Genomic DNA, 24,209 nt, shown 5'->3' with positions numbered 1-24,209 from the left:
AATCTTTGCAAGCAAAAACCTACGCTCTGGTTATCACATTTATGCCACTGGAGGTGCACTGTGAGTGCAGGCGTGATAACCGGCATTGGGCTGGTCTTTTTATTATTAGGTTACCTTGTGTATGCCCTGATTAATGCGGAGGCGTTCTGATGGCGGCTCAAGGTTTTTTACTCATTGCCAGTTTCTTGCTGGTGCTGTTTGTCATCGCCAGACCGCTGGGGTTTGGACTGGCCCGACTCATCAATAATACGTCCCTACCGGGCCTCGCTGGCGTGGAGAGTGTGCTCTGGCGTGGTCTGGGCATTTCGCAACAGGAGATGAACTGGCGGCAGTATCTGCTGGCAATCCTCGCACTCAATGTACTGGGCCTGCTGGTCCTGTTTTCGATGCTGATGGCGCAAAACCTGCTGCCGCTGAATCCTCAGCAGCTTCCAGGACTTTCATGGCATCTGGCGCTCAACACGGCAGTGAGTTTTGTCACCAATACCAACTGGCAATCTTATGCCGGTGAAACCACTTTAAGCTACTTCAGCCAGATGGCTGGGTTGACCGTGCAGAACTTCCTGTCCGCGGCGACCGGGATTGCGGTGATTTTTGCCCTGACGCGTGCCTTTACGCGCCAGAGCATGGATACGCTGGGTAATGCCTGGGTCGATCTGGTTCGTATTACGCTGTGGATCCTCGTGCCGATTGCGCTGCTCATCGCCCTGTTTTTTATTCAACAAGGCGCGCTGCAAAACGTATTGCCCTATCAGCCCATCACGACGCTTGAAGGGGTGAAACAGTTGCTGCCGATGGGACCTGTCGCTTCGCAGGAAGCGATTAAGATGCTCGGCACCAACGGGGGCGGTTTCTTTAACGCTAACTCAGCACATCCGTTTGAAAACCCAACCGCACTGACCAACCTGGTACAGATGCTGGCTATTTTCTTAATTCCTACCGCGCTGTGTTTTGCCTTTGGCGATGTGGTGGGCGATCGTCGTCAGGGCCGGACCCTGTTATGGGCCATGTCGCTCATTTTTGTCATCTGCGTAGCCGTCGTGATGTGGGCCGAAGTTCAGGGCAACCCGCATCTGATGCAGTTAGGTGCAGACAGCAATATCAACATGGAAGGCAAAGAGAGCCGCTTTGGCGTACTGGTCAGCAGTCTGTTTGCGGTCGTCACAACGGCGGCATCCTGTGGCGCAGTGATTGCGATGCATGACTCCTTTACCGCACTCGGCGGAATGGTGCCGATGTGGCTGATGCAAATTGGCGAAGTGGTCTTCGGCGGTGTGGGTTCAGGTCTGTACGGCATGCTGCTGTTCGTATTGCTGGCTGTGTTCATCGCCGGGCTGATGATTGGCCGAACACCGGAATACCTGGGTAAGAAAATCGACGTGCGCGAAATGAAAATGACCGCGCTGGCGATTCTGGTCACCCCTGCGCTGGTCCTGCTCGGCACAGCAATCGCAATGATGACCGATGCCGGGCGCAGCGCCATGCTCAACCCAGGTCCACATGGGTTTAGTGAAGTGCTGTATGCCGTGTCATCTGCCGCGAACAACAACGGTAGCGCCTTTGCCGGATTAAGCGCCAATAGCCCGTTCTGGAACTGCCTGCTGGCGCTGTGCATGTTCTTTGGTCGCTTCGGCGTGATTGTTCCCGTGATGGCTATTGCCGGGTCGCTGGTCAGTAAAAAGATCCAGCCTGCCAGCCCTGGCACATTACCCACCCACGGCGCGCTGTTTGTCGGGTTGTTAATCGGTACGGTGTTACTGGTTGGCGCTCTCACCTTTGTTCCTGCCCTGGCCCTTGGCCCGGTCGCAGAATACCTGTCATTACACTGAGTGATGCGGAGCACATTACTATGAGTCGCAAGCAACTGGCGCTGTTCGAACCTTCTCTGGTCGCACAGGCGCTGATGGATGCCGTGAAAAAATTAAGCCCACATACCCAATGGCGTAATCCGGTGATGTTTCTCGTCTGGCTGGGCAGTCTGTTGACCACGCTGTTAACGCTGGCGATGGCAACAGGTTATATGCCTGGCAATCCGTGGTTTACCGGCGCGATTAGTCTGTGGCTGTGGGTTACCGTCCTGTTCGCTAACTTTGCCGAAGCGCTGGCTGAGGGGCGCAGTAAAGCACAGGCGAACAGCCTGAAAGGGGTGAAAAAAACCGCCTTTGCCCGCAAACTTCGCGAACCAAAATACGGCTCGGCCATGGATCACGTCCCTGCCGATGATCTCCGTAAAGGCGATATTGTGCTGGTGGAAGCTGGCGATATTATCCCGTGTGACGGCGAGGTGATAGAAGGTGGCGCATCGGTAGACGAAAGCGCGATTACCGGTGAGTCTGCGCCGGTCATTCGTGAATCCGGTGGCGATTTTGCCTCGGTCACCGGCGGGACTCGCATCCTCTCCGACTGGCTGGTGATCGAATGCAGCGTAAACCCCGGCGAAACATTCCTCGACCGGATGATCGCCATGGTCGAAGGTGCGCAGCGGCGTAAAACCCCCAATGAAATCGCCCTGACGATCCTGCTGATTGCTCTGACGATCGTCTTTCTGTTAGCGACCGCCACGCTATGGCCGTTTTCCGCCTGGGGCGGCAGCGCGGTCAGCGTCACGGTACTGGTTGCCCTGCTCGTTTGTCTGATCCCCACCACCATCGGCGGTCTGCTTTCTGCCATTGGCGTGGCCGGGATGAGCCGTATGCTGGGCGCGAACGTCATTGCCACCAGCGGACGTGCGGTCGAAGCCGCGGGGGACGTGGACGTCCTGCTGCTGGATAAAACCGGCACTATTACGCTGGGTAACCGTCAGGCTTCAGATTTTCTGCCTGCCCAGGGCGTGGACGAAAAAACGCTGGCCGATGCCGCACAGCTTTCATCGCTGGCCGATGAAACACCGGAAGGCCGCAGCATCGTTATTCTGGCAAAACAGCGCTTTAATCTGCGTATTCGCGACGTGCAATCGCTGCACGCGACCTTTGTGCCGTTTACCGCGCAAAGCCGGATGAGCGGTATCAACATCGACAACCGTATGATTCGCAAAGGTTCGGTCGATGCCATTCGTCGTCACGTTGAAGCCAACGGCGGTCACTTCCCCGCCGATGTCGAGCAGAAGGTCGACAACGTCGCTCGCCTTGGCGCTACGCCGCTGGTGGTAGCCGAAGGCTCCCGCGTACTGGGCGTGATAGCCCTGAAAGATATTGTGAAAGGCGGGATCAAAGAACGTTTTGCCCAACTGCGCAAAATGGGGATCAAAACGGTGATGATAACCGGCGATAACCGCCTGACCGCCGCCGCGATCGCCGCAGAAGCCGGGGTGGATGATTTCTTAGCGGAGGCCACGCCGGAAGCCAAGCTGGCGCTGATTCGTCAGTATCAGGCGGAAGGCCGTCTGGTGGCGATGACCGGCGACGGAACCAACGACGCCCCGGCACTGGCGCAGGCGGATGTCGCGGTCGCCATGAACTCCGGGACCCAGGCGGCGAAGGAAGCTGGCAACATGGTGGATCTCGATTCCAACCCCACCAAACTGATTGAAGTGGTGCACATTGGGAAACAGATGCTGATGACGCGCGGCTCGCTGACCACCTTCAGTATCGCCAATGACGTGGCAAAGTATTTCGCCATTATCCCGGCCGCGTTCGCCGCCACCTATCCGCAGCTCAATGCGCTTAACGTCATGGGACTGCATTCGCCGGATTCAGCGATCCTCAGCGCGGTTATCTTTAATGCGCTAATCATCGTTTTTCTGATCCCACTGGCGCTTAAAGGCGTGAGCTACAAGCCGTTATCCGCATCTGCAATGTTGCGCCGTAATTTGTGGATCTACGGTCTGGGCGGTCTGGTGGTGCCATTTATTGGTATTAAAGCGATTGATTTACTGCTGACCCTGCTGGGTCTGGTGTGAGGTTTCAGATGAGTGGATTACGTCCTGCATTATCAACATTGATTTTCCTGATGCTTATTACCGGCGGGGCTTACCCGCTGCTGACCACCGCGCTGGGGCAGTGGTGGTTTCCCCACCAGGCTAACGGCTCGTTGATCCGCGAAGATCAGGTTGTTCGCGGCTCTGAGCTTATTGGGCAACATTTTACCGCCGCCGGTTATTTTCAGGGGCGTCCGTCTGCGACGGCGGAAATGCCCTATAATCCCATGGCTTCTGGCGGCAGTAACCTGGCCGTCAGCAACCCGGAACTGGATAAACAGTTGCAAAGCAGGATTGCCGCGCTGCGTGCAGCCAATCCACAGGCTAATCCTGCCGTTCCGCTAGAACTGGTAACCGCGTCGGCCAGCGGGCTGGATAACAACCTGACGCCCGCCGCGGTGGCCTGGCAAATTCCTCGCGTGGCGCAGGCCCGCAACCTCAGCGTTGAAGAGGTGTCGCGCCTGGTTGCACAATACACGCAAAAGCCGCTGGTCAGTTTTATCGGCCAGCCGGTGGTGAACCTGGTGGAACTTAATTTAGCGCTGGATAAGCACTGAGAAAAAGGACATGCATAGCGAACCCTTACGTCCCGACCCCGATCGCCTGTTGGAGCAGACCACCGCCCCACACCGCGGAAAACTAAAAATATTCTTCGGTGCCTGCGCAGGCGTCGGGAAAACCTGGGCCATGCTAACGGAAGCCCAGCGGCTGCGGGCGCAGGGGTTAGATGTGCTGATTGGCGTGGTGGAAACCCACGGACGCAAAGAGACCGCCGCGCTGCTGGACGGTCTCAGTATCCTGCCGCTAAAGCGACACGCGCGTCATGGTCGCCACATCAGCGAGTTCGATCTTGATGCCGCGCTGGCCCGCCGTCCGGCGCTCATTTTAATGGATGAACTGGCGCACAGTAATGCGCCAGGCTCACGCCATCCAAAGCGCTGGCAGGATATTGAAGAGCTGCTGGAAGCCGGTATCGATGTCTTTACCACCGTTAACGTCCAGCATCTGGAAAGTCTCAATGATGTGGTCAGCGGCGTCACTGGTATTCAGGTGCGCGAAACCGTCCCTGATCCTTTCTTCGATGCCGCTGACGATGTGGTGCTGGTCGATCTTCCCCCCGATGATTTGCGCCAGCGCCTGAACGAAGGCAAGGTCTATATCGCAGGTCAGGCGGAAAGAGCCATCGAGCATTTCTTTCGCAAAGGTAATTTGATCGCGCTGCGCGAGCTGGCCTTGCGCCGCACGGCCGATCGGGTGGACGATCAAATGCGCGCCTGGCGCGGGCGTCCAGGGGAAGAAAAAGTCTGGCATACCCGCGACGCCGTTTTGCTGTGTATTGGGCACAATACCGGCAGCGAAAAACTGGTGCGCGCCGCCGCGCGGCTGGCGGCGCGTCTCGGCAGCGTCTGGCATGCTGTGTATGTCGAAACGCCGGCACTGCACCGACTCCCCGAAAAACAGCGGCGCGCGATCTTAAGCGCACTGCGATTAGCCCAGGAGCTGGGCGCGGAAACCGCCACGCTTTCCGATCCTGCTGAAGATAAAGCGGTAATCCGCTACGCCCGCGAGCATAATCTGGGAAAAATTGTGCTCGGGCGTCCGACAACGCGTCGCTGGTGGCGCAGCGATTCCTTTGCCGACAAACTGGCCCATCGCGCACCGGATCTCGATCTGATGATTGTCGCGCTGGACGAACCGCCTTCACGCCCGACGCTACCCACTACGGATAACCGCACCTTTAAAGATAAATGGCGGGTACAAATTCAGGGTTGTGTGGTTGCCGTCGCGCTATGCGCCATCATTACGCTGATCGCGATGCAGTGGCTGATGGCTTTTGATGCCGCTAACCTGGTAATGCTCTATTTACTGGGTGTGGTGGTTATCGCCCTCTTCTACGGACGCTGGCCATCCGTACTGGCAACCTTTATTAACGTCGCCAGCTTCGATCTCTTCTTTATTGCCCCACGTGGGACGCTGGCCGTTTCCGACGTCCAGTATCTGCTTACCTTTGCCGTAATGCTAACGGTCGGGCTGGTTATCGGTAATCTGACCGCCGGCGTCCGTTATCAGGCGCGGGTGGCGCGCTATCGGGAACAGCGTACGCGTCATCTGTATGAGATGTCGAAAGCGTTAGCCGTTGGACGGAGCCAGAAGGATATCGCCGCGACCAGCGAACAGTTTATCGCCTCAACGTTTCAGGCCCGCAGTCAGGTTTTATTACCTGATGAACACGGTAAGCTGGCTCCCCTCACCCATCAACAGGGCATGACGCCATGGGACGATGCCATTGCCCAATGGAGTTTTGACAAAGGGCAACCGGCTGGCGCGGGCACGGATACCTTACCGGGCGTACCGTACCAAATCTTACCGCTAAAAAGCGCCGATAAAACGCATGGGCTACTGGTAGTGGAACCGGGAAATCTGCGTCAGTTGATGATTCCCGAGCAGCAGCGCCTGCTGGAAACCTTTACCCTGTTGGTCGCCAGTGCGCTGGAACGTCTGACCCTGACCGCCAGCGAAGAGCAGGCCCGGTTTGCCAGTGAACGCGAAAGTATTCGCAATGCGCTGCTTGCCGCCCTGTCCCACGATTTGCGCACGCCGCTGACGGTGCTGTTCGGTCAGGCAGAGATTTTAACGCTGGATCTGGCCAGTGAAGGTTCGCCGCATGCGCGCCAGGCCAGTGAGATTCGCCAGCACGTGCTGAATACCACCCGACTGGTTAATAATCTGTTGGATATGGCGCGAATTCAGTCTGGCGGCTTTAATCTTAAGAAGGAGTGGTTAACGCTGGAAGAGGTGGTGGGCAGCGCCCTGCAGATGCTGGAGCCAGGACTCTCTGCTCCGATTAACCTGTCGTTACCCGAACCGTTGACGCTGATCCATGTCGATGGCCCGCTTTTTGAACGGGTGTTGATCAACCTGCTGGAGAACGCCGTAAAATACGCGGGTCCGCAGGCACAAATCGGCATTGACGCCAGCGTTGATGGCGAGCACCTGCTACTGGACGTCTGGGATAATGGACCGGGTATTCCGTCGGGTATGGAACAGCGCGTTTTTGACAAATTTTCCAGAGGAAACAAAGAGTCATCGGTACCCGGCGTGGGGTTGGGACTGGCCATTTGTCAGGCGATTGTGGACGTGCACGGCGGTACCATTTCCGCCCATAATCGTGCCCAGGGGGGGGCATGTTTCCGTGTTACACTACCCCAGGAGATCCCCCCTGAACTTGAAGATTTTCATGAGGATATGTGACAAACGTACTGATTGTTGAAGATGAACAGGCCATTCGCCGCTTTCTGCGCACTGCGCTGGAAGCCGATGGCCTGCGTGTATATGAAGCGGAAACGCTACAACGTGGTTTGCTGGAAGCCGCCACGCGAAAACCCGATCTCATCATTCTCGATCTTGGCCTGCCAGACGGCGACGGCATTGATTTTATTCGCGACCTGCGGCAATGGAGCGCAATCCCGGTAATTGTGCTTTCAGCCCGCAGCGAAGAGAGCGATAAAATCGCCGCACTGGATGCCGGCGCCGATGACTATCTCAGTAAACCCTTCGGTATTGGCGAGCTACAGGCGCGATTGCGCGTGGCATTGCGTCGCCACGCCAGCGGCGCGTCTCCCGAACCGGTGGTGCATTTTTCCAACGTAAAAGTGGATATCGCCGCCCGCCTCGTACACCGTGGTGACGAGGAAATCCATCTGACGCCGATTGAGTTTCGCCTGTTAGCGGTACTGCTGAATAATGCCGGGAAGGTACTGACGCAACGCCAGCTGTTAAATCAGGTCTGGGGGCCGAACGCCGTTGAGCACAGCCACTATCTGCGAATTTATATGGGACACCTGCGCCAGAAACTGGAGCTGGACCCGGCTCGTCCACGTCATTTTCTGACCGAAACCGGGATTGGCTATCGGTTTATGCCGTAAGTCTAGTCGAATAAAAAAGCCGGATCAGCATACATGCTATCCGGCTTTTGTATTCATGCCGGATGGTGACGTTAGCGTCTTATCCGGCCTGGGGTTTACGCGTTTTTCAACACTTCGCTGACGATCTCAACCGCTTCTTTTTCGATCTGTTTGCGGTGTTCTTCGCCGAGGAAGCTTTCGCAATAGATCTTGTAAGCGTCTTCTGTGCCTGACGGACGCGCGGCAAACCAGCCGTTGTCAGTCATCACTTTCAGACCGCCAATGGAAGCACCATTGCCAGGTGCCGCGGTCAGACGTGCGGTGATCGGGTCGCCCGCCAGCGTGCTGGCGCTTACCATTTCCGGAGACAGCTTAGACAGCGCCGCTTTCTGCGCGGAGGTCGCGCTCGCCTGCAAACGATTGTAGCTCGGCGCGCCGAAGCGAGCAGCCAGTTCATTGTAGTGTTCTTGCGGGTTCTTACCGGTCACTGCGGTAATTTCTGCCGCCAGCAGGCACATGATGATGCCGTCTTTGTCGGTCGACCACGGTGTACCGTCGAAACGCAGGAAAGAAGCGCCCGCGCTCTCTTCACCACCAAAGCCAAAGCTGCCATCGAACAGACCGTCAACAAACCATTTAAAACCGACCGGCACTTCCACCAGCTTACGACCCAGATCGTTGACCACGCGGTCAATCATTGCCGAGGAAACCAGCGTCTTACCGACGGCAACATCTTTGCCCCACTGTGGGCGATGCTGGAACAGGTAGTTGATCGCCACCGCCAGGTAGTGGTTCGGGTTCATCAGCCCCGCCGGGGTGACGATACCGTGACGGTCATAGTCCGGATCGTTGGCAAAGGCCAGATCGAACTTGTCACGCAGCGCCAGCAGACCCGCCATCGCGCACTCGGAGGAGCAGTCCATACGGATTGCGCCGTCTTTATCGAGATGCATAAAGCGGAAAGTCTGATCAACATGGTCGTTAACGATAGTCAGGTTCAGGTTGTAGTGCTTCGCAATACGCTTCCAGTATTCGATACCGGAACCGCCCAACGGATCAACACCCAGCGTCAGACCCGCTTTCTGGATCGCCGCCATGTCGACGATATCCGCCAGTCCTTCCACAAACGGTTGAACCAGGTCCTGCTCTTTCACATGACCCGATGCCAGCGCCGCGTCCAGCGACATACGCTTCACGCCTTGCAGACCGTCAGCCAGCAACGCGTTAGCCCTGTCTTCCACCACTCTGGTGACGTTGGTATCTGCCGGACCACCGTTTGGCGGGTTGTATTTAATGCCACCATCTTCCGGCGGGTTGTGGGACGGCGTGATCACAATGCCATCAGCCAGCGGGCCGCCTTTTTTGTTGTGGACCAGGATGGCATTCGACACGGCAGGGGTTGGCGTAAAGCCGTTGTTTTCCTGCACGATGACATCAACGCCATTCGCCGCCAGCACTTCCAGCACAGAGATAAAAGCCGGTTCAGACAGCGCGTGGGTATCCTTGCCCACATAGCACGGGCCAGTAATCCCGTTTTTCGCACGTTCTTCAGCAATCGCCTGGGCGATAGCCAGAATATGCGGCTCGTTAAAACTATGACGACCTGCACTGCCGCGATGCCCGGACGTACCGAACTTGACGGCGTGCTCAGCGTTCCCTGCCGTTGGTTTCAGTACATAGTACTGTGCCGTCAGTTGGGCGACGTTAATCAAATCACTCTGTTGCGCAGGTTGACCTGCACGGTTGTGGATTGCCATTGCCTGGTCCTTCTAATGCAAGGATTAAATTGTTCCGCAAACCTTTTCAATCAATTCCGCAGGGAATTGCATTGACTGCATGATGTGCTCCACCATGCTGCATTTACGGCCGGTGTTGGTATTGGTGATCACCCAGTACGGCGTGCCTGGCACGTGTTTCGGTTTGGTTTGATTACCATTTTTCAGCAGCGTCTGTTCATCTGCCGCAAAATAAACGCGCGTCCGGCCATGCAACGAATCCGTTGCTTCGGCGAATGCGTTTTGATCCAGAGAATAGAGTGTAGACAGCACCAGCATAAAGCGATTTACTGCTTTCTTCTGTTCCGCATATTCATCGGACAACAGCAGTTCACGCATCGCGCGCACTTTATCTTTTACGGGGTTAACCGGCTTAGCTTCCACGACAGGTTGCACAGCGCGGACTTCTTTTACTACCGGAGTGACAGGCTGTGCTGCGGCGGAAAATTTCAACATACGCCGTAAAATGTCGGATGCGCTCTCGCCGATATGCTTGGTATGGCTGGCAATATAGCTATAGAGTTCATCATCAACTTCAATCGTTTTCATCTTAATCCAGTGCAGTGTTTAGCTGAATACAAGTTGTTGGGTTAACACGCGTAGTGTAAAGGCAAATCCCAACAGCGGATAGCGTCAAGCCTGGTGACTGATAAAACTCGGAGTAACCGTAGTTGTTGCAGCCCTGTGGCAGAATGGTCAACATGATACCCTAACCCGTGAGTGTGAAAAAAAGAACTTTGCCATGAAATTGAATATCCGAGCTCAATCTGCGCAAAACCTGCACAATAATTCTCCCATCGTCCTGGTTCACGGCCTGTTTGGTAGCCTGGATAACCTGGGGATCCTGGCACGCTCCCTGGTGGCCGATCACGATATCATCCAGGTTGATATGCGAAATCATGGCCTCTCGCCCCGATCGCCTGAAATGAATTATGCGGCCATGGCGCAAGACCTGGTGGATACGCTGGACGATCGACAGATCGAAAAAGCGATCTTTATTGGTCACTCGATGGGGGGAAAAGCCGTCATGGCGTTAACCGCGTTGGCCCCTGATCGTATTGATCGGCTGGTGGCTATTGATATTGCGCCGGTTGACTATCATGTGCGCCGTCACGATGAGATTTTTGCGGCAATCAATGCCGTAACCGAGGCACAAGCGTCCTCGCGCCAGCAGGCGGCAAGCGTCATGCGCCAGCATCTGCAAGAGGAAGGTGTTATTCAGTTTCTGCTGAAATCCTTTGTTGACGGCGAGTGGCGCTTTAACGTTCCCGTATTGTGGGATCAATATCCCAATATCGTCGGTTGGCAAACCCTCCCGGCATGGGAGCACCCGGCATTGTTTATTCCAGGCGGTAACTCCCCTTATGTCACCGAAGCGTATCGCGAGCAACTGCTGGCACAATTCCCGCAGGCTCGGGCGCACGTTATCGCAGGCGCGGGGCATTGGGTACATGCGGAAAAACCTGAAGCAGTGCTGCGGGCCATCCGTCGTTATCTGAACGAACCGGCTAACTGATTAAAAACTCAGCGTCCGTGCGCGATTACGCGCGTGGGCGTTGGCGTGCCTCTCCTGCTGATGTATTATGGCGCGCTATCCATCCGGGCGGACGCCTGGCTGATTGTTTCCCCGAAGTCACCAAGATCATGGCCAAAGAACAAACGGACCGTACGACATTAGATCTGTTCGCGCAGGAGCGTCGCCCGGGACGACCCAAAACTAATCCGCTCTCGCGTGATGAACAGTTACGTATAAATAAACGTAATCAGCTTAAACGTGACAAAGTTCGCGGGCTTAAGCGTGTCGAACTGAAACTGAACGCTGATGCCGTTGACGCGTTAAACGAGCTGGCCGAGGCGCGCAACATGAGTCGCAGTGAACTCATCGAAGAGATGCTGATGACCCAACTCACCGCATTGCGCGGTCAGGCATAGTCTGAATTTCTGCTCTAAATCATAAATCGTGTAGCACAGAGTGCAGTCCCGCGTGTTTGCTGTTTCCGCATGCCTGACTGTTCTGCTATGATTGCCCTTATCCGTGGGCAATGCGCCACCACCATTTCAATAAGTTTCAAGAGGTTATTTTACTCATGGCAATCACTGGCATCTTTTTCGGCAGCGACACCGGTAATACCGAAAACATCGCAAAAATGATTCAAAAACAGCTTGGTAAAGACGTTGCCGATGTACATGACATTGCAAAAAGCAGCAAAGAAGACCTGGAAGGGTATGACATTCTGCTGCTCGGCATTCCAACCTGGTACTACGGTGAAGCGCAGTGTGACTGGGACGATTTCTTCCCTACCCTCGAAGACATTGATTTTAACGGCAAACTGGTTGCATTGTTCGGCTGCGGCGACCAGGAAGATTACGCAGAATATTTCTGCGATGCGTTAGGCACAATTCGCGACATCATTGAGCCACGCGGCGCCACCATCGTCGGTCACTGGCCAACGGCGGGTTATCACTTTGAAGCGTCCAAAGGCCTGGCTGACGACGACCACTTTGTCGGTCTGGCTATCGATGAAGATCGCCAGCCGGAGCTGACCGCTGAACGCGTAGAAAAATGGGTTAAGCAGATCTCAGAAGAACTGCACCTCGACGAAATCATCAATGCCTGATTTCGCGCGGCGCAGATCCTCATCTGCGCCGCATCAATAGATAAAACCAATCAAAATAATTGCTACAAATTTGTAACTTTTCCGTCTGACCCTGTACAATGGCTGGATGCCAATCGGGTGTTGCACAGTGTGTTTGTCGGCGATACCACGTTTTGATTAACAATATATGCCAGAGACTTGCTGTTTTCATTTAACCATGGCAGTTCTATAATGATACGCAATTTCTCAAGTGCAATTTCTGTCACTTCTGTTAATGAAGTGAATCGTTTAGCTACAGGACAGATTCCGCATGACTGACAACAATACCGCATTAAAGAAGGCTGGCCTGAAAGTAACGCTTCCTCGTTTAAAAATTCTGGAAGTTCTTCAGGAACCGGATAACCATCACGTCAGTGCGGAAGACTTATACAAACGCCTGATCGATATGGGTGAAGAAATTGGTCTGGCGACCGTGTATCGTGTGCTGAACCAGTTTGATGATGCCGGTATCGTGACCCGCCACAATTTTGAAGGTGGTAAATCCGTCTTCGAACTGACTCAACAGCATCACCACGATCACCTCATTTGCCTCGACTGCGGCAAAGTGGTCGAGTTCAGCGATGATTCCATTGAAGCGCGTCAGCGTGAGATTGCGGCTAAACATGGTATTCGCTTAACCAACCATAGCCTCTATCTTTATGGCCACTGCGCCGAAGGCGATTGCCGCGAAGATGAGCATGCGCACGACGGCAAATAATGTGACGATTTCTGAAAAGCCAACCATCCGGTTGGCTTTTTTTATGGGCCAAATTTGACCATCCCCCTCTTCCTTCTACGTCAATGTTGCTTTAATGTAAAAATCAATTGCCATTCGGAGAGTTGAAATGGAACTTCGTCAACTACGCTATTTTGTGCGTATTGTAGAAACCGGCAGCATGGGTAGCGCGGCGCTCGATCTCAATATCGGTGTTTCGGCACTCAGTCAGCAAATGACGCGCCTGGAAAGCGAACTTGCTATTCGTCTGCTTCAACGCACCTCGCGCGGTGTGACGCCCACCAGCGCCGGACTGGCTTTTTACTCCCAGGCGCAGCTGGCGCTCCGGCATGCAGACGATGCAATCCTCGCCGCGCGCGAGGCCCGACTTTCCGGACACGTCAGCGTCGGTATGGCCCCCAGTACCGCTTCCGTTCTCGGCATGCCATTTATTCACGCCATGCGGGAAAGCTATGCTGATGTTCGCCTGCATGTGGTGGAAAGTCTCTCTGGCAACCTGGAACGAATGATTAATACCCGCCAGATTGATCTGGCTGTCGTGTTTCAAAAAGAAAAGATCCTGCGCTGGAGCGCCAGACCGATTCTTGAAGAACGGCTGTTTTTGATTGGGACCCATGCCCTATTGGCTGATATTGTCGACGACAATATTGCTCCAGCCCAACTGGCAAATATTCCATTGATCATGCCAAGCCCGGGACATGGTCTGCGCGGCAGGCTGGATGCCATCTGCCAGGAACACGCGCTAAATATTGAGATCGCTACTGAAATTGATGGTCTGGCGTTACTGATGCGCGCCGTACGCAGTGGCATTGGCGCCACTCTTCAGCCCGGTGCGGCGATCTCCCATCTCGATAAAGAAACTCTAAGAGTGATCGGCGTCTATAATCCGATACTTAGCCGCCCTAACTTTCTGGTCAGCCTCTCTGACGATGAACTTACCCCGGCAGGCCTTGCCGCCCGTGTGGTGCTGACGAAAGTTATGCATCAACTGGTGGAAGCAGGAAGCTGGCCTGGCGCTACTCTTTACAATAACTAAAGTACTGTTTAGCACCACATCATAGCGCCCGCACCAGCTGTGCGTATACATTTCAATTACAAATTTAACAAATAGTTAAATGGTAATGGAGTATACGATGGTTGATGTTCTGGTGATTGGTGGTGGTAATGCCGCGTTATGTGCTGCCTTGACCGCCCGGGAGCAAGGAGCTTCGGTACTCCTGCTCGAAGCGGCCCCCCGGGAATGGCGCGGAGGAAACTCCCAACACACGCGTAATTTACGTTGTATGCATGATGCGCCGCAGGATGTGCTGGTGGACAGCTATCCTGAAGAAGAATTCTGGCAAGATCTGTGGCGCGTCACGGAAGGGAATACCAACGAAGCGCTGGCGCGTCTGGTGATCCGTACCTCTTCACAATGCCGCGACTGGATGCGCCAGCACGGCGTTAACTTTCAGCCACCTCTCTCTGGCGCTTTACACGTGGCGCGAACCAACGCCTTTTTTATGGGCGGTGGAAAGGCCCTTGTGAATGCCTATTATCGCAGCGCAGAAAAGCTGGGAGTGCAGATCCGCTATAACACCCCGGTTCAGGCGCTTGAACTGCGTAATGGCGAGTTCGTGGCGGCGCTGGCAGGCGAAGAGCGCATCACCGCTAAATCCTGCGTGCTTGCCGCTGGCGGTTTTGAGTCTAACCGCGAATGGCTACGAGAAGCATGGGGAGAGAACAAGCGCGGCGAATGGCCAGCGGATAACTTCCTGATTCGCGGCACGCGCTTTAACCAGGGCGTACTGCTCAAATTTATGATGGATGCCGGAGCCGACATTATCGGCGATCCCTCCCAGTCACACTGCGTGGCCATTGATGCCAGAGCGCCATTATATGACGGCGGGATTTGCACCCGCGTGGACTGCGTCTCGCTCGGTATAGTGGTGAACCGGGACGCTGAGCGCTTTTATGATGAAGGTGAAGATTTCTGGCCCAAACGCTACGCCATCTGGGGACGTCTGGTCGCTCAACAGCCAGGGCAGATTGGCTACTCCATCATCGACAGTAAAGCTATTGGCCACTTTATGCCGCCGGTCTTTCCCGGCGCGCAGGCCAATACGTTGGCAGAGCTGGCTCTTCAGTTAGGACTGGATGCCGAACGTTTTACCCACACCGTGACGCAATACAACAACGCCTGCCAGCCAGGTCAGTTCGACCACACCGTTCTGGATAACTGCGCCACCAAAGATTTGCTACCCGCGAAAACGCACTGGGCGCGACCACTGGACCAGCCGCCATACTACGGCTATGCCCTGCGGCCAGGGATCACCTTCACTTATCTTGGGTTAAAAGTGAACGAACACGCCGCTGTGCATTTTGCCGGGCTTCCAAGCCGTAACCTGTTCGTCGCCGGAGAGATGATGGCGGGCAACGTGTTGGGCAAGGGCTACACCGCTGGCGTGGGGATGTCGATCGGCACCACCTTTGGCCGCATTGCCGGAAAAGAAGCCGCGCTGGCCGCACGTAAGGAGACACGTCATGAAGCAGCTTGAGAAACTGATCATCGAAGCGCAAATTATCACCGAACCGGAAGCTGAAGTTGAACGTGTGATGCAGGTGTGCAATGCCTGTCGCTATTGTGAAGGCTTTTGCGCCGTATTCCCGGCGATGACGCAACGTCTGGAATTCGGTAAAGCGGATATCAACTATCTGGCGAACTTGTGCCATAACTGCGGCGCTTGCCTGCACGCGTGTCAGTATGCCCCGCCTCATGAATTTGCCATCAACGTACCAAAGGCGATGGCGGAGGTCCGGCTCGAAACCTATCAGCATTATGCGCAACCCGCCGCCTTTGGCGCGCTTTATCGTCGCGCGGGCGTAACCGTGATGCTGGCGCTGGTTTTCGGTCTGATCCTGTTTTTACTCCTCGCTATAGGTTTGAAAGGTTCACTATTCCATCCTCCGCTGGCCGGGGATTTCTATCAAATTTTCCCGCATAACCTGCTGGCCTGGATGTTTGGTTCGGTCTTTATTCTGGCGATCGGTTTGCTGATGGCGGGCGTGATCCGCTTCTGGCGCGAGATCTCTCCGGGTATGCCGCGTTCCGCCGAGATTGCTGAAGCCTCACACGATGCGCTGACGCTGAAATATCTCGATGGTGGCCACGGCAAAGGTTGTAACGAAGCGGATGATGCTTTCACCCTGATGCGCCGCCGTTTCCACCACTTTACCTTCTACGGTTTTATGCTCTGCTTTGCCGCCACCGTGGTGGCTACAGGCTATCACTACTTTGCAGGCATAGAAGCGCCCTACCCGTTCTTCAGCGTTCCGGTGATGCTGGGCACGCTGGGCGGAATTGGTCTGGTTGTCGGCCCGGCTGGCTTGCTATGGCTGAATCTTAAACGCTCACCGCTACACGGCGACGCACGGCAAAAACCGATGGATCGCGGTTTTATTTTGCTGCTGCTGCTGACCAGTCTGACCGGTCTGGCGCTGCTGGCGGGAAGAGACACCTCATGGATGGCTATTTTACTGGCTATTCATCTCGGCGTGGTCATGGCGCTTTTTCTGACCATTCCTTACGGAAAATTTGCCCACGGATTTTACCGCTGCGCAGCCTTACTCAAGTGGGCGATTGAGAAACGGCGCGGCAAACAAGCGGGGGTCACAAGCGACTAACCCGCAAACTCTTACCTCTATAAATATTATGATAAGACAGTGGAGCAACCCTAATGACACAACAACCATCGCGCGCCGGAACTTTCGGCGCAATACTGCGGGTAACCAGCGGTAATTTTCTCGAACAGTTCGACTTTTTTCTGTTCGGGTTTTACGCCACCTATATCGCAAAGACGTTCTTCCCCGCGGAGAGTGAATTTGCCGGGCTCATGTTGACCTTTGCGGTTTTCGGTTCGGGTTTTTTAATGCGGCCCGTTGGCGCAATCGTGCTGGGTGCTTACATCGACAGAATTGGTCGCCGTAAAGGACTGATGGTGACGCTGGCGATCATGGGCTGCGGTACCCTGCTGATTGCCCTGGTTCCCGGTTATCAAAGCATTGGCCTGCTGGCCCCTGTGCTGGTATTAGTCGGTCGATTATTGCAAGGCTTCTCTGCGGGCGTAGAGCTGGGAGGCGTTTCGGTTTATCTTTCTGAAATCGCCACGCCTGGCAATAAAGGTTTCTACACCAGTTGGCAGTCCGCCAGCCAACAGGTCGCCATTGTGGTGGCGGCGCTGATTGGCTACGCTCTGAATGCCACACTGGGGCACGATGAGATCTCTGAATGGGGCTGGCGCATTCCGTTTTTTATTGGTTGTATGATTATTCCGTTGATCTTCGTCCTGCGCCGTTCGCTTCAGGAAACAGACGCATTTTTACAACGTACGCACCGTCCCGACACCAGGGAAATTTTCACCACTATCATCAAAAACTGGCGTCTGATCGCTGCGGGTACGCTGCTGGTAGCGATGACCACCACGACGTTTTACTTTATTACCGTCTACACCCCAACCTACGGCAGGGCCGTACTCCACCTGAGCGCGCGCGATAGCCTGGTAGTCACCATGCTGGTCGGTATTTCTAACTTTATTTGGCTGCCGATTGGCGGAGCGATATCTGACCGAATTGGTCGTCGTCCGGTATTGATGGGGATTACCGTACTCGCACTGCTTACCACCTGGCCGGTAATGCACTGGCTCACCGCCGCGCCAGACTTCATGCGCATGACGCTGGTCCTGCTTTGGTTCTCGTTCTTTTTTGGCATGTACAACGGGGCAATGGTCGCGGCACTCACCGAGGTGATGCCTGTCTATGTCCGTACGGTGGGCTTTTCACTGGCATTCAGTCTTGCCACGGCGATTTTTGGCGGCCTTACACCAGTCATATCCACGGCGCTGGTCCAGCTAACCGGGGATAAAAGCTCACCTGGATGGTGGCTGATGTGCGCAGCACTTTGTGGACTCGCCGCCACGGCAATGCTGTTTGTCCGACTGAGTCGGGGCTATCAACCAGTGGAACATAAGCTCTGAAAAGCAAACGGGCGGAAAATTCTCCGCCCGTAGCATTTTTCGAATTACTGCGCAGCGTTCTTGCTACGAATTTCCTGCCAGACCTTGTCACAATCAGCATTAACGGACTGATCGTTACCCGTGCGCGTGGCCTGGATACACTGCTGATAATCCAGTACGCGTACGCTTTCTTCATTAGCAAACTGCTGGTGCTGCTTTTCTTTCTTCAACACATTCAGCACGCTTTGGCAGGCTTCAATTTTCTCCGGCGATCCTTGCGCGGTGTTAATACACGCGCTGTAGGCTTCTTTCAGGCGACTGTCTTCTTTCGGCGAAGGGGATTGCGCACAAGCCACCAGCCCTGATGCCATAATGGCGATGAGTATCAGTTTTTTCATAGCACTTTCCTCAACGGAGCGGCAGACGTCTGGTCTGCCGCTGTTGGCATTAGAAGATGGTGAACGGAGCAATAACGATGAACTTCACGTCGCGTTCATCCTGGAAGATGTTGCCATAACCACCGCCCCAGCTCGGAATGTCTGAATGGTTGTCGTACTGGGTGAAGTGCAGTTTAAACATGGTGCCCTTCGCACGACCGTCCTGCAGGGTATAGACCGCATCCAGGCTGTAAGAAGACTCTTCGATAGTCCGGTTTTTGTCGTAGTACGCATCCGGATTGAGCTGCCAGGTAGATGGCTTGGCATCCCAGGCGTAAACGTAGGACGCACCGACTGCCCAACCCGGCAGGTTCCAGTTCTTCAGGTCATACATTGCACCGAAGAAGACGGCCTTTTCGCCGTTGGCGTTGAAGTCGGAGCGGTTGTCCCACCAGATATCCAGACGACCGTTTGATGAGGCGTAGGTCGGGGTCATACGCTGCAGGAAGTACCCCTGCTGCCCGTCCGCTTTAACCCAGGTCCCTTCCAGGCGCAGGTCAACCACTTCCGCCACTTTGTAGCCGAAGGTCAACGCCTGCAACCAGGCCGTGCCGTCATAAATATCGTTCACGGTGCGATCATCAACTTTGTCGCGCGCGCCGTAGAACTGATAACTGGTGGTAAACGGGTTACCGCCTAAATCGAATTTGTAGCTGGCTTTCGCGAAGTACTGATCGACGTAGCCTTCAGACTGACCAAATGCCGCTTCCAGCAACAGGTTATTTTTGAAGTCATATTTCGCGCCGATTGAGTGCAGGTAATCTACGCTGGTCTTTTTATCGGCCTGATAGAATTTATCGACTTCGGTGTGCCACGGCGCTTTATATTCGTTGGCCCACATATAGGAGAAGCTCAGTGCGCCGGCATCACCATAGTCGAAGTTGGCACCGGCTTCGGCACCCTGATAAGTACCAGGCATAAAGCTCCAGTGCGGAGCCAATAGCGTCTGCCCGGTTGGTTGAATGTAACCGGCGCGCGCCCAGGTTGGGCCGTATTTAAATTTGGCTGCTGCTTTATACAGGCTAATTCCGCTCTTATCGCCGGAGTAATCTTCGTCGTAGCCTTTATTTTTTGAAGAGAATGCGATTTCGTTTGGATGGCCGCTTTCGCTACTTTCGTTCATTTCAATCGCGGTAAATGCTGCAATATCAATACCAAACATATCCGCCGCATAACCGGACTGGAAGTCGAGGTTGGCGTTCCATGTGGAGTGAGAAAGGTTGGTTTTGTATTTGTCATGATCGGTGACATCTTTACGGTCACGCTCACGCTGCCAGTAATAGATGCCGCCGGTTAAAGTGGAGTCATCAATGAAACCTTCGGCGTGAGCCTGAGGAGCGACAACGAAACCCGACATTGCTGTGATACCGGCGATAGCCAGCGCCAGCGTACTACGTTTGCCACTAAACGTACGCATATGTTAATCCTCTTTGACATAAAAATGCTGCCGATAAAAGCGGTCAGCGAAAAAACAAAAATTAAAAAAGTAGTGCTAAGAAAACCTCAGTGACTACAATGAATAGACTATTTTTCGCGACGCGAATTATCAATCTCTTTCTGTAACGAGTATGTAATAGTATGAGCAACCGCACATATTTCATTGCTTTCTGTTACATTTTCATCGGGAGATAAAAAAGCGTTGAAAAAAAGAAAAAACCGCTTGTTTTCCATGGGGATGAAATCGGTTTCAGCCGATTTCATATTGCGGTAAGTTATTTAAAGGTAAAAACATTCAGCCGATTCATTATTACAGGCATGTAATTAATTCGCTCCGCAAATGGAGCCTGGAAAACGTTTTGGCGTAAAAAAACGCCGCATGAAGCGGCGTTTAGACAGGATGTGTTGCGGCTTATTCGCCCGCTTTAGCCCACGTATCGCGCAGACCAACGGTGCGGTTAAACACCAGCTTGTCAGCCGTAGCGTAGCGGCTGTCAAGGCAGAAGTAACCTTCACGTTCAAACTGGAACGCTTTGCCTGCGACCGCGGCCTGCAGCGATGGCTCGCCGTAGCCGTGTTTAATCACCAGGGATTCCGGGTTAATCACGGACAGGAAGTCCTCTGCCGCACCTGGGTTCGGTACGCTAAACAAACGATCGTACAGGCGGATTTCAATCGGTAACGCATGTGCCGCACTGACCCAGTGAATAACACCTTTTACTTTACGACCATCGGCCGGATCTTTGCTCAGAGTATCGGCATCGTAAGTGCAGAAAATGGTGGTAATATTCCCTTCCGCATCTTTCTCTACACGCTCGGCCTTGATCACGTAAGCATTACGCAAACGAACTTCTTTGCCCATCACCAGACGCTTGTACTGCTTGTTCGCTTCTTCGCGGAAGTCAGCGCGATCGATCCAGATTTCACCGCTGAACGGCACTTCACGGCTGCCCATTTCCGGTTTATTCGGATGATTAGGCATGGTTACCATTTCGCTCTCGCCCTGCGGGTAGTTTTCGATAACCAGTTTCACCGGATCGATAACCGCCATCGCGCGCGGCGCGTTTTCATTCAGATCTTCACGAATGCAGGATTCCAGAGAGGCGATCTCAATGGTGTTGTCCTGCTTGGTCACGCCAATGCGTTTGCAGAATTCACGGATAGCGGCCGCAGTATAACCGCGACGACGCAGGCCAGAGATGGTCGGCATGCGCGGATCGTCCCAGCCCTCAACGTGCTTGTCGGTCACCAGCAGGTTCAGCTTGCGCTTGGACATCACGGTGTATTCCAGATTCAGGCGCGAGAATTCATACTGACGCGGGTGAACCGGGATGGTGATGTTGTCCAGCACCCAGTCATACAGACGACGGTTATCCTGGAACTCCAGCGTACACAGCGAGTGGGTAATGCCTTCCAGCGCATCGCTGATGCAGTGGGTAAAGTCGTACATCGGATAGATGCACCACTTGTTGCCGGTCTGGTGGTGTTCAGCGAACTTAATACGGTACAGCACCGGATCGCGCATCACGATAAACGGCGACGCCATGTCGATTTTCGCGCGCAGGCAGGCTTTACCTTCTTCAAAACCACCGGTACGCATTTTTTCGAACAGCGCGAGGTTCTCTTCGACGCTGCGATCGCGGAACGGGCTGTTTTTACCCGGCTGAGTCAGCGTACCGCGGTATTCGCGAATTTCGTCCGCTGACAGTTCGTCAACGTACGCCAGACCTTTATTAATAAGCTCTACCGCATAGGCATGAAGCTGATCGAAGTAATCCGACGAGTAGCGAATGTCGCCAGTCCAGTGGAAACCTAACCATTCAACGTCGTTTTTAATCGACTCAACGTACTCGATATCTTCTTTAACCGGGTTCGTATCATCAAAACGCAGGTTGCACTGGCCCTGGTAATCTTGCGCAATACCAAAGTTCAGACAAATGGATTTCGCGTGGCCAATGTGCAGATAGCCATTTGGCTCCGGCGGAAAACGGGTATGGATCGTGGTGTGCTTACCACTGGCCAGATCTTCATCGATGATCTGACGAATAAAGTTACTCGGGCGGGCTTCAGCCTCACTCATCGTGGATTCCTCAAAGCGTAAACAACGTATAACGGAATATGATCTTATAAGCCAGGCAGACTGACAACCTTTAGTTACGCAAAATATGTATCAATCGAAAATATTGGGGCCAATTGCTGCAAAAAAAAGCGGCGGAGGAATATCCCCCGCCGCTTAAGGCATTTAACTCATTTTACTCAGGAGCAGTTATTTACCTTTAATCTCATACAGTGGTGTCTGACCGGCAACCACATGACCTTCGGCTTTAATGACCAGAGCGCCGAAATCATCGCTGTTGCTGCACACAACCGGGCTAATCATGGAACGTGCATTGGCGTTCAGGAAATCCAGATCCATTTCCAGAATCGGTTGACCCGCCGTCACTTCCGCACCTTCTTCAACCAGGCGTTTAAAGCCTTTACCTTCCAGCGCGACGGTATCGATACCCATATGGACTACGATTTCCGCGCCTTTAACGGTTTCCAGACAGAACGCATGATTGGTGTTGAAGATTTTCACGATAGTGCCCGCAGCCGGAGCAACCACGATTTTATCTGTTGGTTTCACCGCAACGCCGTCGCCTACCGCTTTGCTGGCGAAGGCTTCATCAGGAACCTGCTCCAGCGCAACGACGTCACCGGTAATCGGAGAAACCAGCGCTTCAACGGTGACTGCGTTCGCTACAGCCTGCGGTTTTGCCACCGGGGCCGCTGCTGCTGGTGCACTTTCAGCAGACGCTGCCGCAACCGGGCCACGCGCCACAACTTTCTTCATTTCGTCGCCGATGGATTCCGCTTTCGCACCTACGATGACCTGGATAGTTTGTTTGTTCAGCTTAACGACACCCGATGCGCCTAAGCGTTTACACATCGCATCGTTTACGCGACCAGAATCGGCCACAGTCAGACGCAGACGGGTGATACAGGCATCAATCGCTTTCAGGTTATCGGTACCGCCAACCGCAGCAATGTAGCTGGTTGCCAGTTGAGCCAGACCTTCTTCAGTATTGCTGTTCGCTTCTTCTGTAACGATATCGTCTTCTTTATCTTCGCGGCCCGGCGTTTTCAGGTTAAACATACGAATAACCGCGCTGAACAACACAAAGTAGATGACGAAGAAGACCAGACCCATCACGACCAGCATCCAGACGTTCTTACTTGCTGCCGGCAGGTTGTACATCAACACGTAGTCGATAGCACCTGCGGAGAAGGAGAAGCCCGCGTGGATCCCCAGCAGCGTCGCAACGAACAGGCTGATACCGGTTAACAGTGCGTGCAGGAGATACAGCAGTGGCGCCAGGAACATGAACAGGAATTCCAGCGGCTCGGTAACACCGGTCAGGAACGCGGTGATCGCAACGGACAGCAGCATACCGCCAACCATCGGGCGACGCGCTTTCGGAGCAGCGAAGTACATCGCCAGCGCCGCACCCGGCAGACCAAACATCATGATCGGGAAGAAACCAGACATGAACATACCCGCAGTGCCGTCACCCGCATAGAAGCGGTTGATGTCACCGTGGAAAACGGTGCCAGCGGCGTTAGTAAATTCGCCAATCTGGAACCAGGCGATGGTATTCAGAACCTGATGCAGACCGGTTGGGATCAGCAGACGGTTGATGAAACCAAAGATACCGGAACCCAACGCGCCAGCGCCTACGATCCACTCACCACCCGCATGGATGGCGTTCTGCACCGGCGGCCACACGTAACCGAAGATAGCAGCCAGCACCAGACAGAAGAAGCCAGTGGCGATCGGCACAAAGCGTTTGCCGCCAAAGAAGCTCAGGAAGTCAGGCAGTTTGATACCAGACCAACGGTTATACACCGCACCGCCAACCAGACCGGTGATGATACCCGCCAGTACCCCCATATTGATGGCCGGGTTAATGGTAACCATTGCTTTGGTCAATATGAAGTAACCGACCGCACCTGCCAGCGCTGCCGCACCCGCGCTGTCTTTTGACCAGCTGGAAGCCACACCGATAGCGAAAATCAGCGCCAGGTTATCGAAGATAGCCCCGCCAGCTTGCGCGATAAAAGGTACGTTTAGTAAATCTGGTTGGCCGAATCGCAGCAACAGTGCCGCGACTGGCAGCACAGCGATGGGGAGCTGTAACGCCCTACCCAGCCGCTGGAAAAAACCTAAAATATTCATTTTATTCCCCCTACGAGACCCCGATTAGGCTTCTTTGAAGCCATATTTTTATTGTGCGACCATTCCTGACAGCAAGATTCTGGATCAACGATATTAACCATTCATCTACATTCTGAGTGTGTGAAAATTTAATTCGTATCGCAAATTAAACGCGTGTTTT

The 24,209-nt window shown here is 54.1% G+C and carries 20 protein-coding genes; 14 read left to right on the top strand and 6 right to left on the bottom strand.

Annotation, left to right across the window (positions count from 1 at the left end; translation table 11 throughout):
* Positions 1-60 precede the first annotated feature (60 nt).
* The 6 genes from kdpF to kdpE are packed head-to-tail and all read left to right on the top strand — an operon-like array spanning position 61 to position 7,842.
* The gene (gene kdpF / locus FOB24_RS09010; RefSeq protein WP_077949339.1) at positions 61-150 is read left to right on the top strand and encodes a K(+)-transporting ATPase subunit F; all 90 of its coding nucleotides are present in this window, start codon (positions 61-63) and stop codon (positions 148-150) included.
* Positions 150-1,829, top strand: coding sequence for a potassium-transporting ATPase subunit KdpA (gene kdpA, locus FOB24_RS09005; protein ID WP_038638846.1), 1,680 nt, complete (start codon positions 150-152; stop codon positions 1,827-1,829). Before kdpF ends, kdpA begins: the two co-directional genes overlap by 1 nt.
* Positions 1,830-1,849: 20 nt before the next feature.
* A complete protein-coding gene (kdpB, locus tag FOB24_RS09000) occupies positions 1,850-3,898 on the top strand; it encodes a potassium-transporting ATPase subunit KdpB (RefSeq protein WP_085047503.1) in 2,049 nt (682 codons plus the stop codon).
* An 8-nt stretch (positions 3,899-3,906) separates the two neighbouring features.
* The gene (gene kdpC, locus FOB24_RS08995; RefSeq protein ID WP_038638841.1) at positions 3,907-4,473 is read left to right on the top strand and encodes a potassium-transporting ATPase subunit KdpC; all 567 of its coding nucleotides are present in this window, start codon (positions 3,907-3,909) and stop codon (positions 4,471-4,473) included.
* 10 nt (positions 4,474-4,483) lie between these two features.
* Positions 4,484-7,168 carry a two-component system sensor histidine kinase KdpD gene (gene kdpD, locus FOB24_RS08990; RefSeq protein WP_137351025.1) on the top strand — a complete coding sequence of 895 codons (2,685 nt, stop codon included), beginning with the start codon at positions 4,484-4,486 and terminating at the stop codon, positions 7,166-7,168.
* Positions 7,165-7,842 (top strand): two-component system response regulator KdpE, encoded by a 678-nt coding sequence (kdpE, locus tag FOB24_RS08985; RefSeq protein ID WP_006685492.1) that lies wholly within the window; start codon positions 7,165-7,167, stop codon positions 7,840-7,842. The genes kdpD and kdpE overlap by 4 nt, the downstream gene beginning before the upstream one ends.
* A 95-nt stretch (positions 7,843-7,937) precedes the next feature.
* Here kdpE and pgm read toward each other — a convergent pair whose 3' ends face one another.
* Both pgm and seqA read right to left on the bottom strand, forming a co-directional pair.
* Entirely contained in the window at positions 7,938-9,578 is a 1,641-nt protein-coding gene (gene pgm / locus FOB24_RS08980; protein WP_150344800.1) for a phosphoglucomutase (alpha-D-glucose-1,6-bisphosphate-dependent), read from the bottom strand.
* 24 nt (positions 9,579-9,602) lie between these two features.
* A complete protein-coding gene (gene seqA / locus FOB24_RS08975; protein ID WP_038638828.1) occupies positions 9,603-10,145 on the bottom strand; it encodes a replication initiation negative regulator SeqA in 543 nt (180 codons plus the stop codon).
* Positions 10,146-10,338: 193 nt separating this feature from the next.
* Here seqA and ybfF point away from each other — a divergent pair, with 193 nt between their 5' ends.
* From ybfF to tcuC, 8 genes are all read left to right on the top strand, one after another.
* Positions 10,339-11,112, top strand: a complete 774-nt coding sequence (gene ybfF / locus FOB24_RS08970) for an esterase (protein ID WP_121528761.1) — start codon at positions 10,339-10,341, stop codon at positions 11,110-11,112.
* A 128-nt stretch (positions 11,113-11,240) separates the two neighbouring features.
* The gene (ybfE, locus tag FOB24_RS08965) at positions 11,241-11,528 is read left to right on the top strand and encodes a LexA regulated protein (RefSeq protein ID WP_042310165.1); all 288 of its coding nucleotides are present in this window, start codon (positions 11,241-11,243) and stop codon (positions 11,526-11,528) included.
* A gap of 155 nt (positions 11,529-11,683) precedes the next feature.
* Positions 11,684-12,214 carry a flavodoxin FldA gene (fldA, locus tag FOB24_RS08960; protein ID WP_003022839.1) on the top strand — a complete coding sequence of 177 codons (531 nt, stop codon included), beginning with the start codon at positions 11,684-11,686 and terminating at the stop codon, positions 12,212-12,214.
* Positions 12,215-12,503: 289 nt separating this feature from the next.
* Positions 12,504-12,950 carry a ferric iron uptake transcriptional regulator gene (gene fur / locus FOB24_RS08950; RefSeq protein ID WP_003022836.1) on the top strand — a complete coding sequence of 149 codons (447 nt, stop codon included), beginning with the start codon at positions 12,504-12,506 and terminating at the stop codon, positions 12,948-12,950.
* A 127-nt stretch (positions 12,951-13,077) separates the two neighbouring features.
* Positions 13,078-14,004: a tricarballylate utilization LysR family transcriptional regulator TcuR gene (gene tcuR, locus FOB24_RS08945; RefSeq protein WP_038638820.1), complete on the top strand. Its 927-nt coding sequence runs from the start codon at positions 13,078-13,080 to the stop codon at positions 14,002-14,004.
* Positions 14,005-14,101: 97 nt separating this feature from the next.
* Positions 14,102-15,505 carry an FAD-dependent tricarballylate dehydrogenase TcuA gene (gene tcuA, locus FOB24_RS08940; protein WP_150344799.1) on the top strand — a complete coding sequence of 468 codons (1,404 nt, stop codon included), beginning with the start codon at positions 14,102-14,104 and terminating at the stop codon, positions 15,503-15,505.
* Entirely contained in the window at positions 15,492-16,631 is a 1,140-nt protein-coding gene (gene tcuB / locus FOB24_RS08935; protein ID WP_150344798.1) for a tricarballylate utilization 4Fe-4S protein TcuB, read from the top strand. The genes tcuA and tcuB overlap by 14 nt, the downstream gene beginning before the upstream one ends.
* 53 nt (positions 16,632-16,684) lie before the next feature.
* The gene (gene tcuC, locus FOB24_RS08930) at positions 16,685-17,980 is read left to right on the top strand and encodes an MFS transporter (RefSeq protein ID WP_038638812.1); all 1,296 of its coding nucleotides are present in this window, start codon (positions 16,685-16,687) and stop codon (positions 17,978-17,980) included.
* 44 nt (positions 17,981-18,024) lie between these two features.
* Here the strand turns inward: tcuC and chiQ are convergent, their stop codons facing one another.
* The 4 genes from chiQ to nagE all read right to left on the bottom strand — a co-directional run bounded on the left by chiQ (position 18,025) and on the right by nagE (position 24,049).
* Positions 18,025-18,357, bottom strand: coding sequence for a ChiQ/YbfN family lipoprotein (chiQ, locus tag FOB24_RS08925; protein WP_038638809.1), 333 nt, complete (start codon positions 18,355-18,357; stop codon positions 18,025-18,027).
* A gap of 49 nt (positions 18,358-18,406) precedes the next feature.
* Complete coding sequence (gene chiP, locus FOB24_RS08920) at positions 18,407-19,813, bottom strand: chitoporin ChiP (protein ID WP_038638807.1); 1,407 nt, start codon at positions 19,811-19,813, stop codon at positions 18,407-18,409.
* Between the two features lie 432 nt (positions 19,814-20,245).
* A complete protein-coding gene (gene glnS, locus FOB24_RS08915) occupies positions 20,246-21,913 on the bottom strand; it encodes a glutamine--tRNA ligase (RefSeq protein ID WP_038638804.1) in 1,668 nt (555 codons plus the stop codon).
* Positions 21,914-22,099: 186 nt separating this feature from the next.
* Complete coding sequence (nagE, locus tag FOB24_RS08910) at positions 22,100-24,049, bottom strand: PTS N-acetyl glucosamine transporter subunit IIABC (RefSeq protein WP_038638803.1); 1,950 nt, start codon at positions 24,047-24,049, stop codon at positions 22,100-22,102.
* Positions 24,050-24,209: the final 160 nt, after the last annotated feature.

Source organism: Citrobacter werkmanii, from assembly GCF_008693645.1.
Classification (GTDB): Bacteria; Pseudomonadota; Gammaproteobacteria; order Enterobacterales; family Enterobacteriaceae; genus Citrobacter; species Citrobacter werkmanii.
The sequence above is the reverse complement of the archived record's forward strand: the minus strand, read 5'-3'. Positions and strand labels throughout refer to the sequence as shown.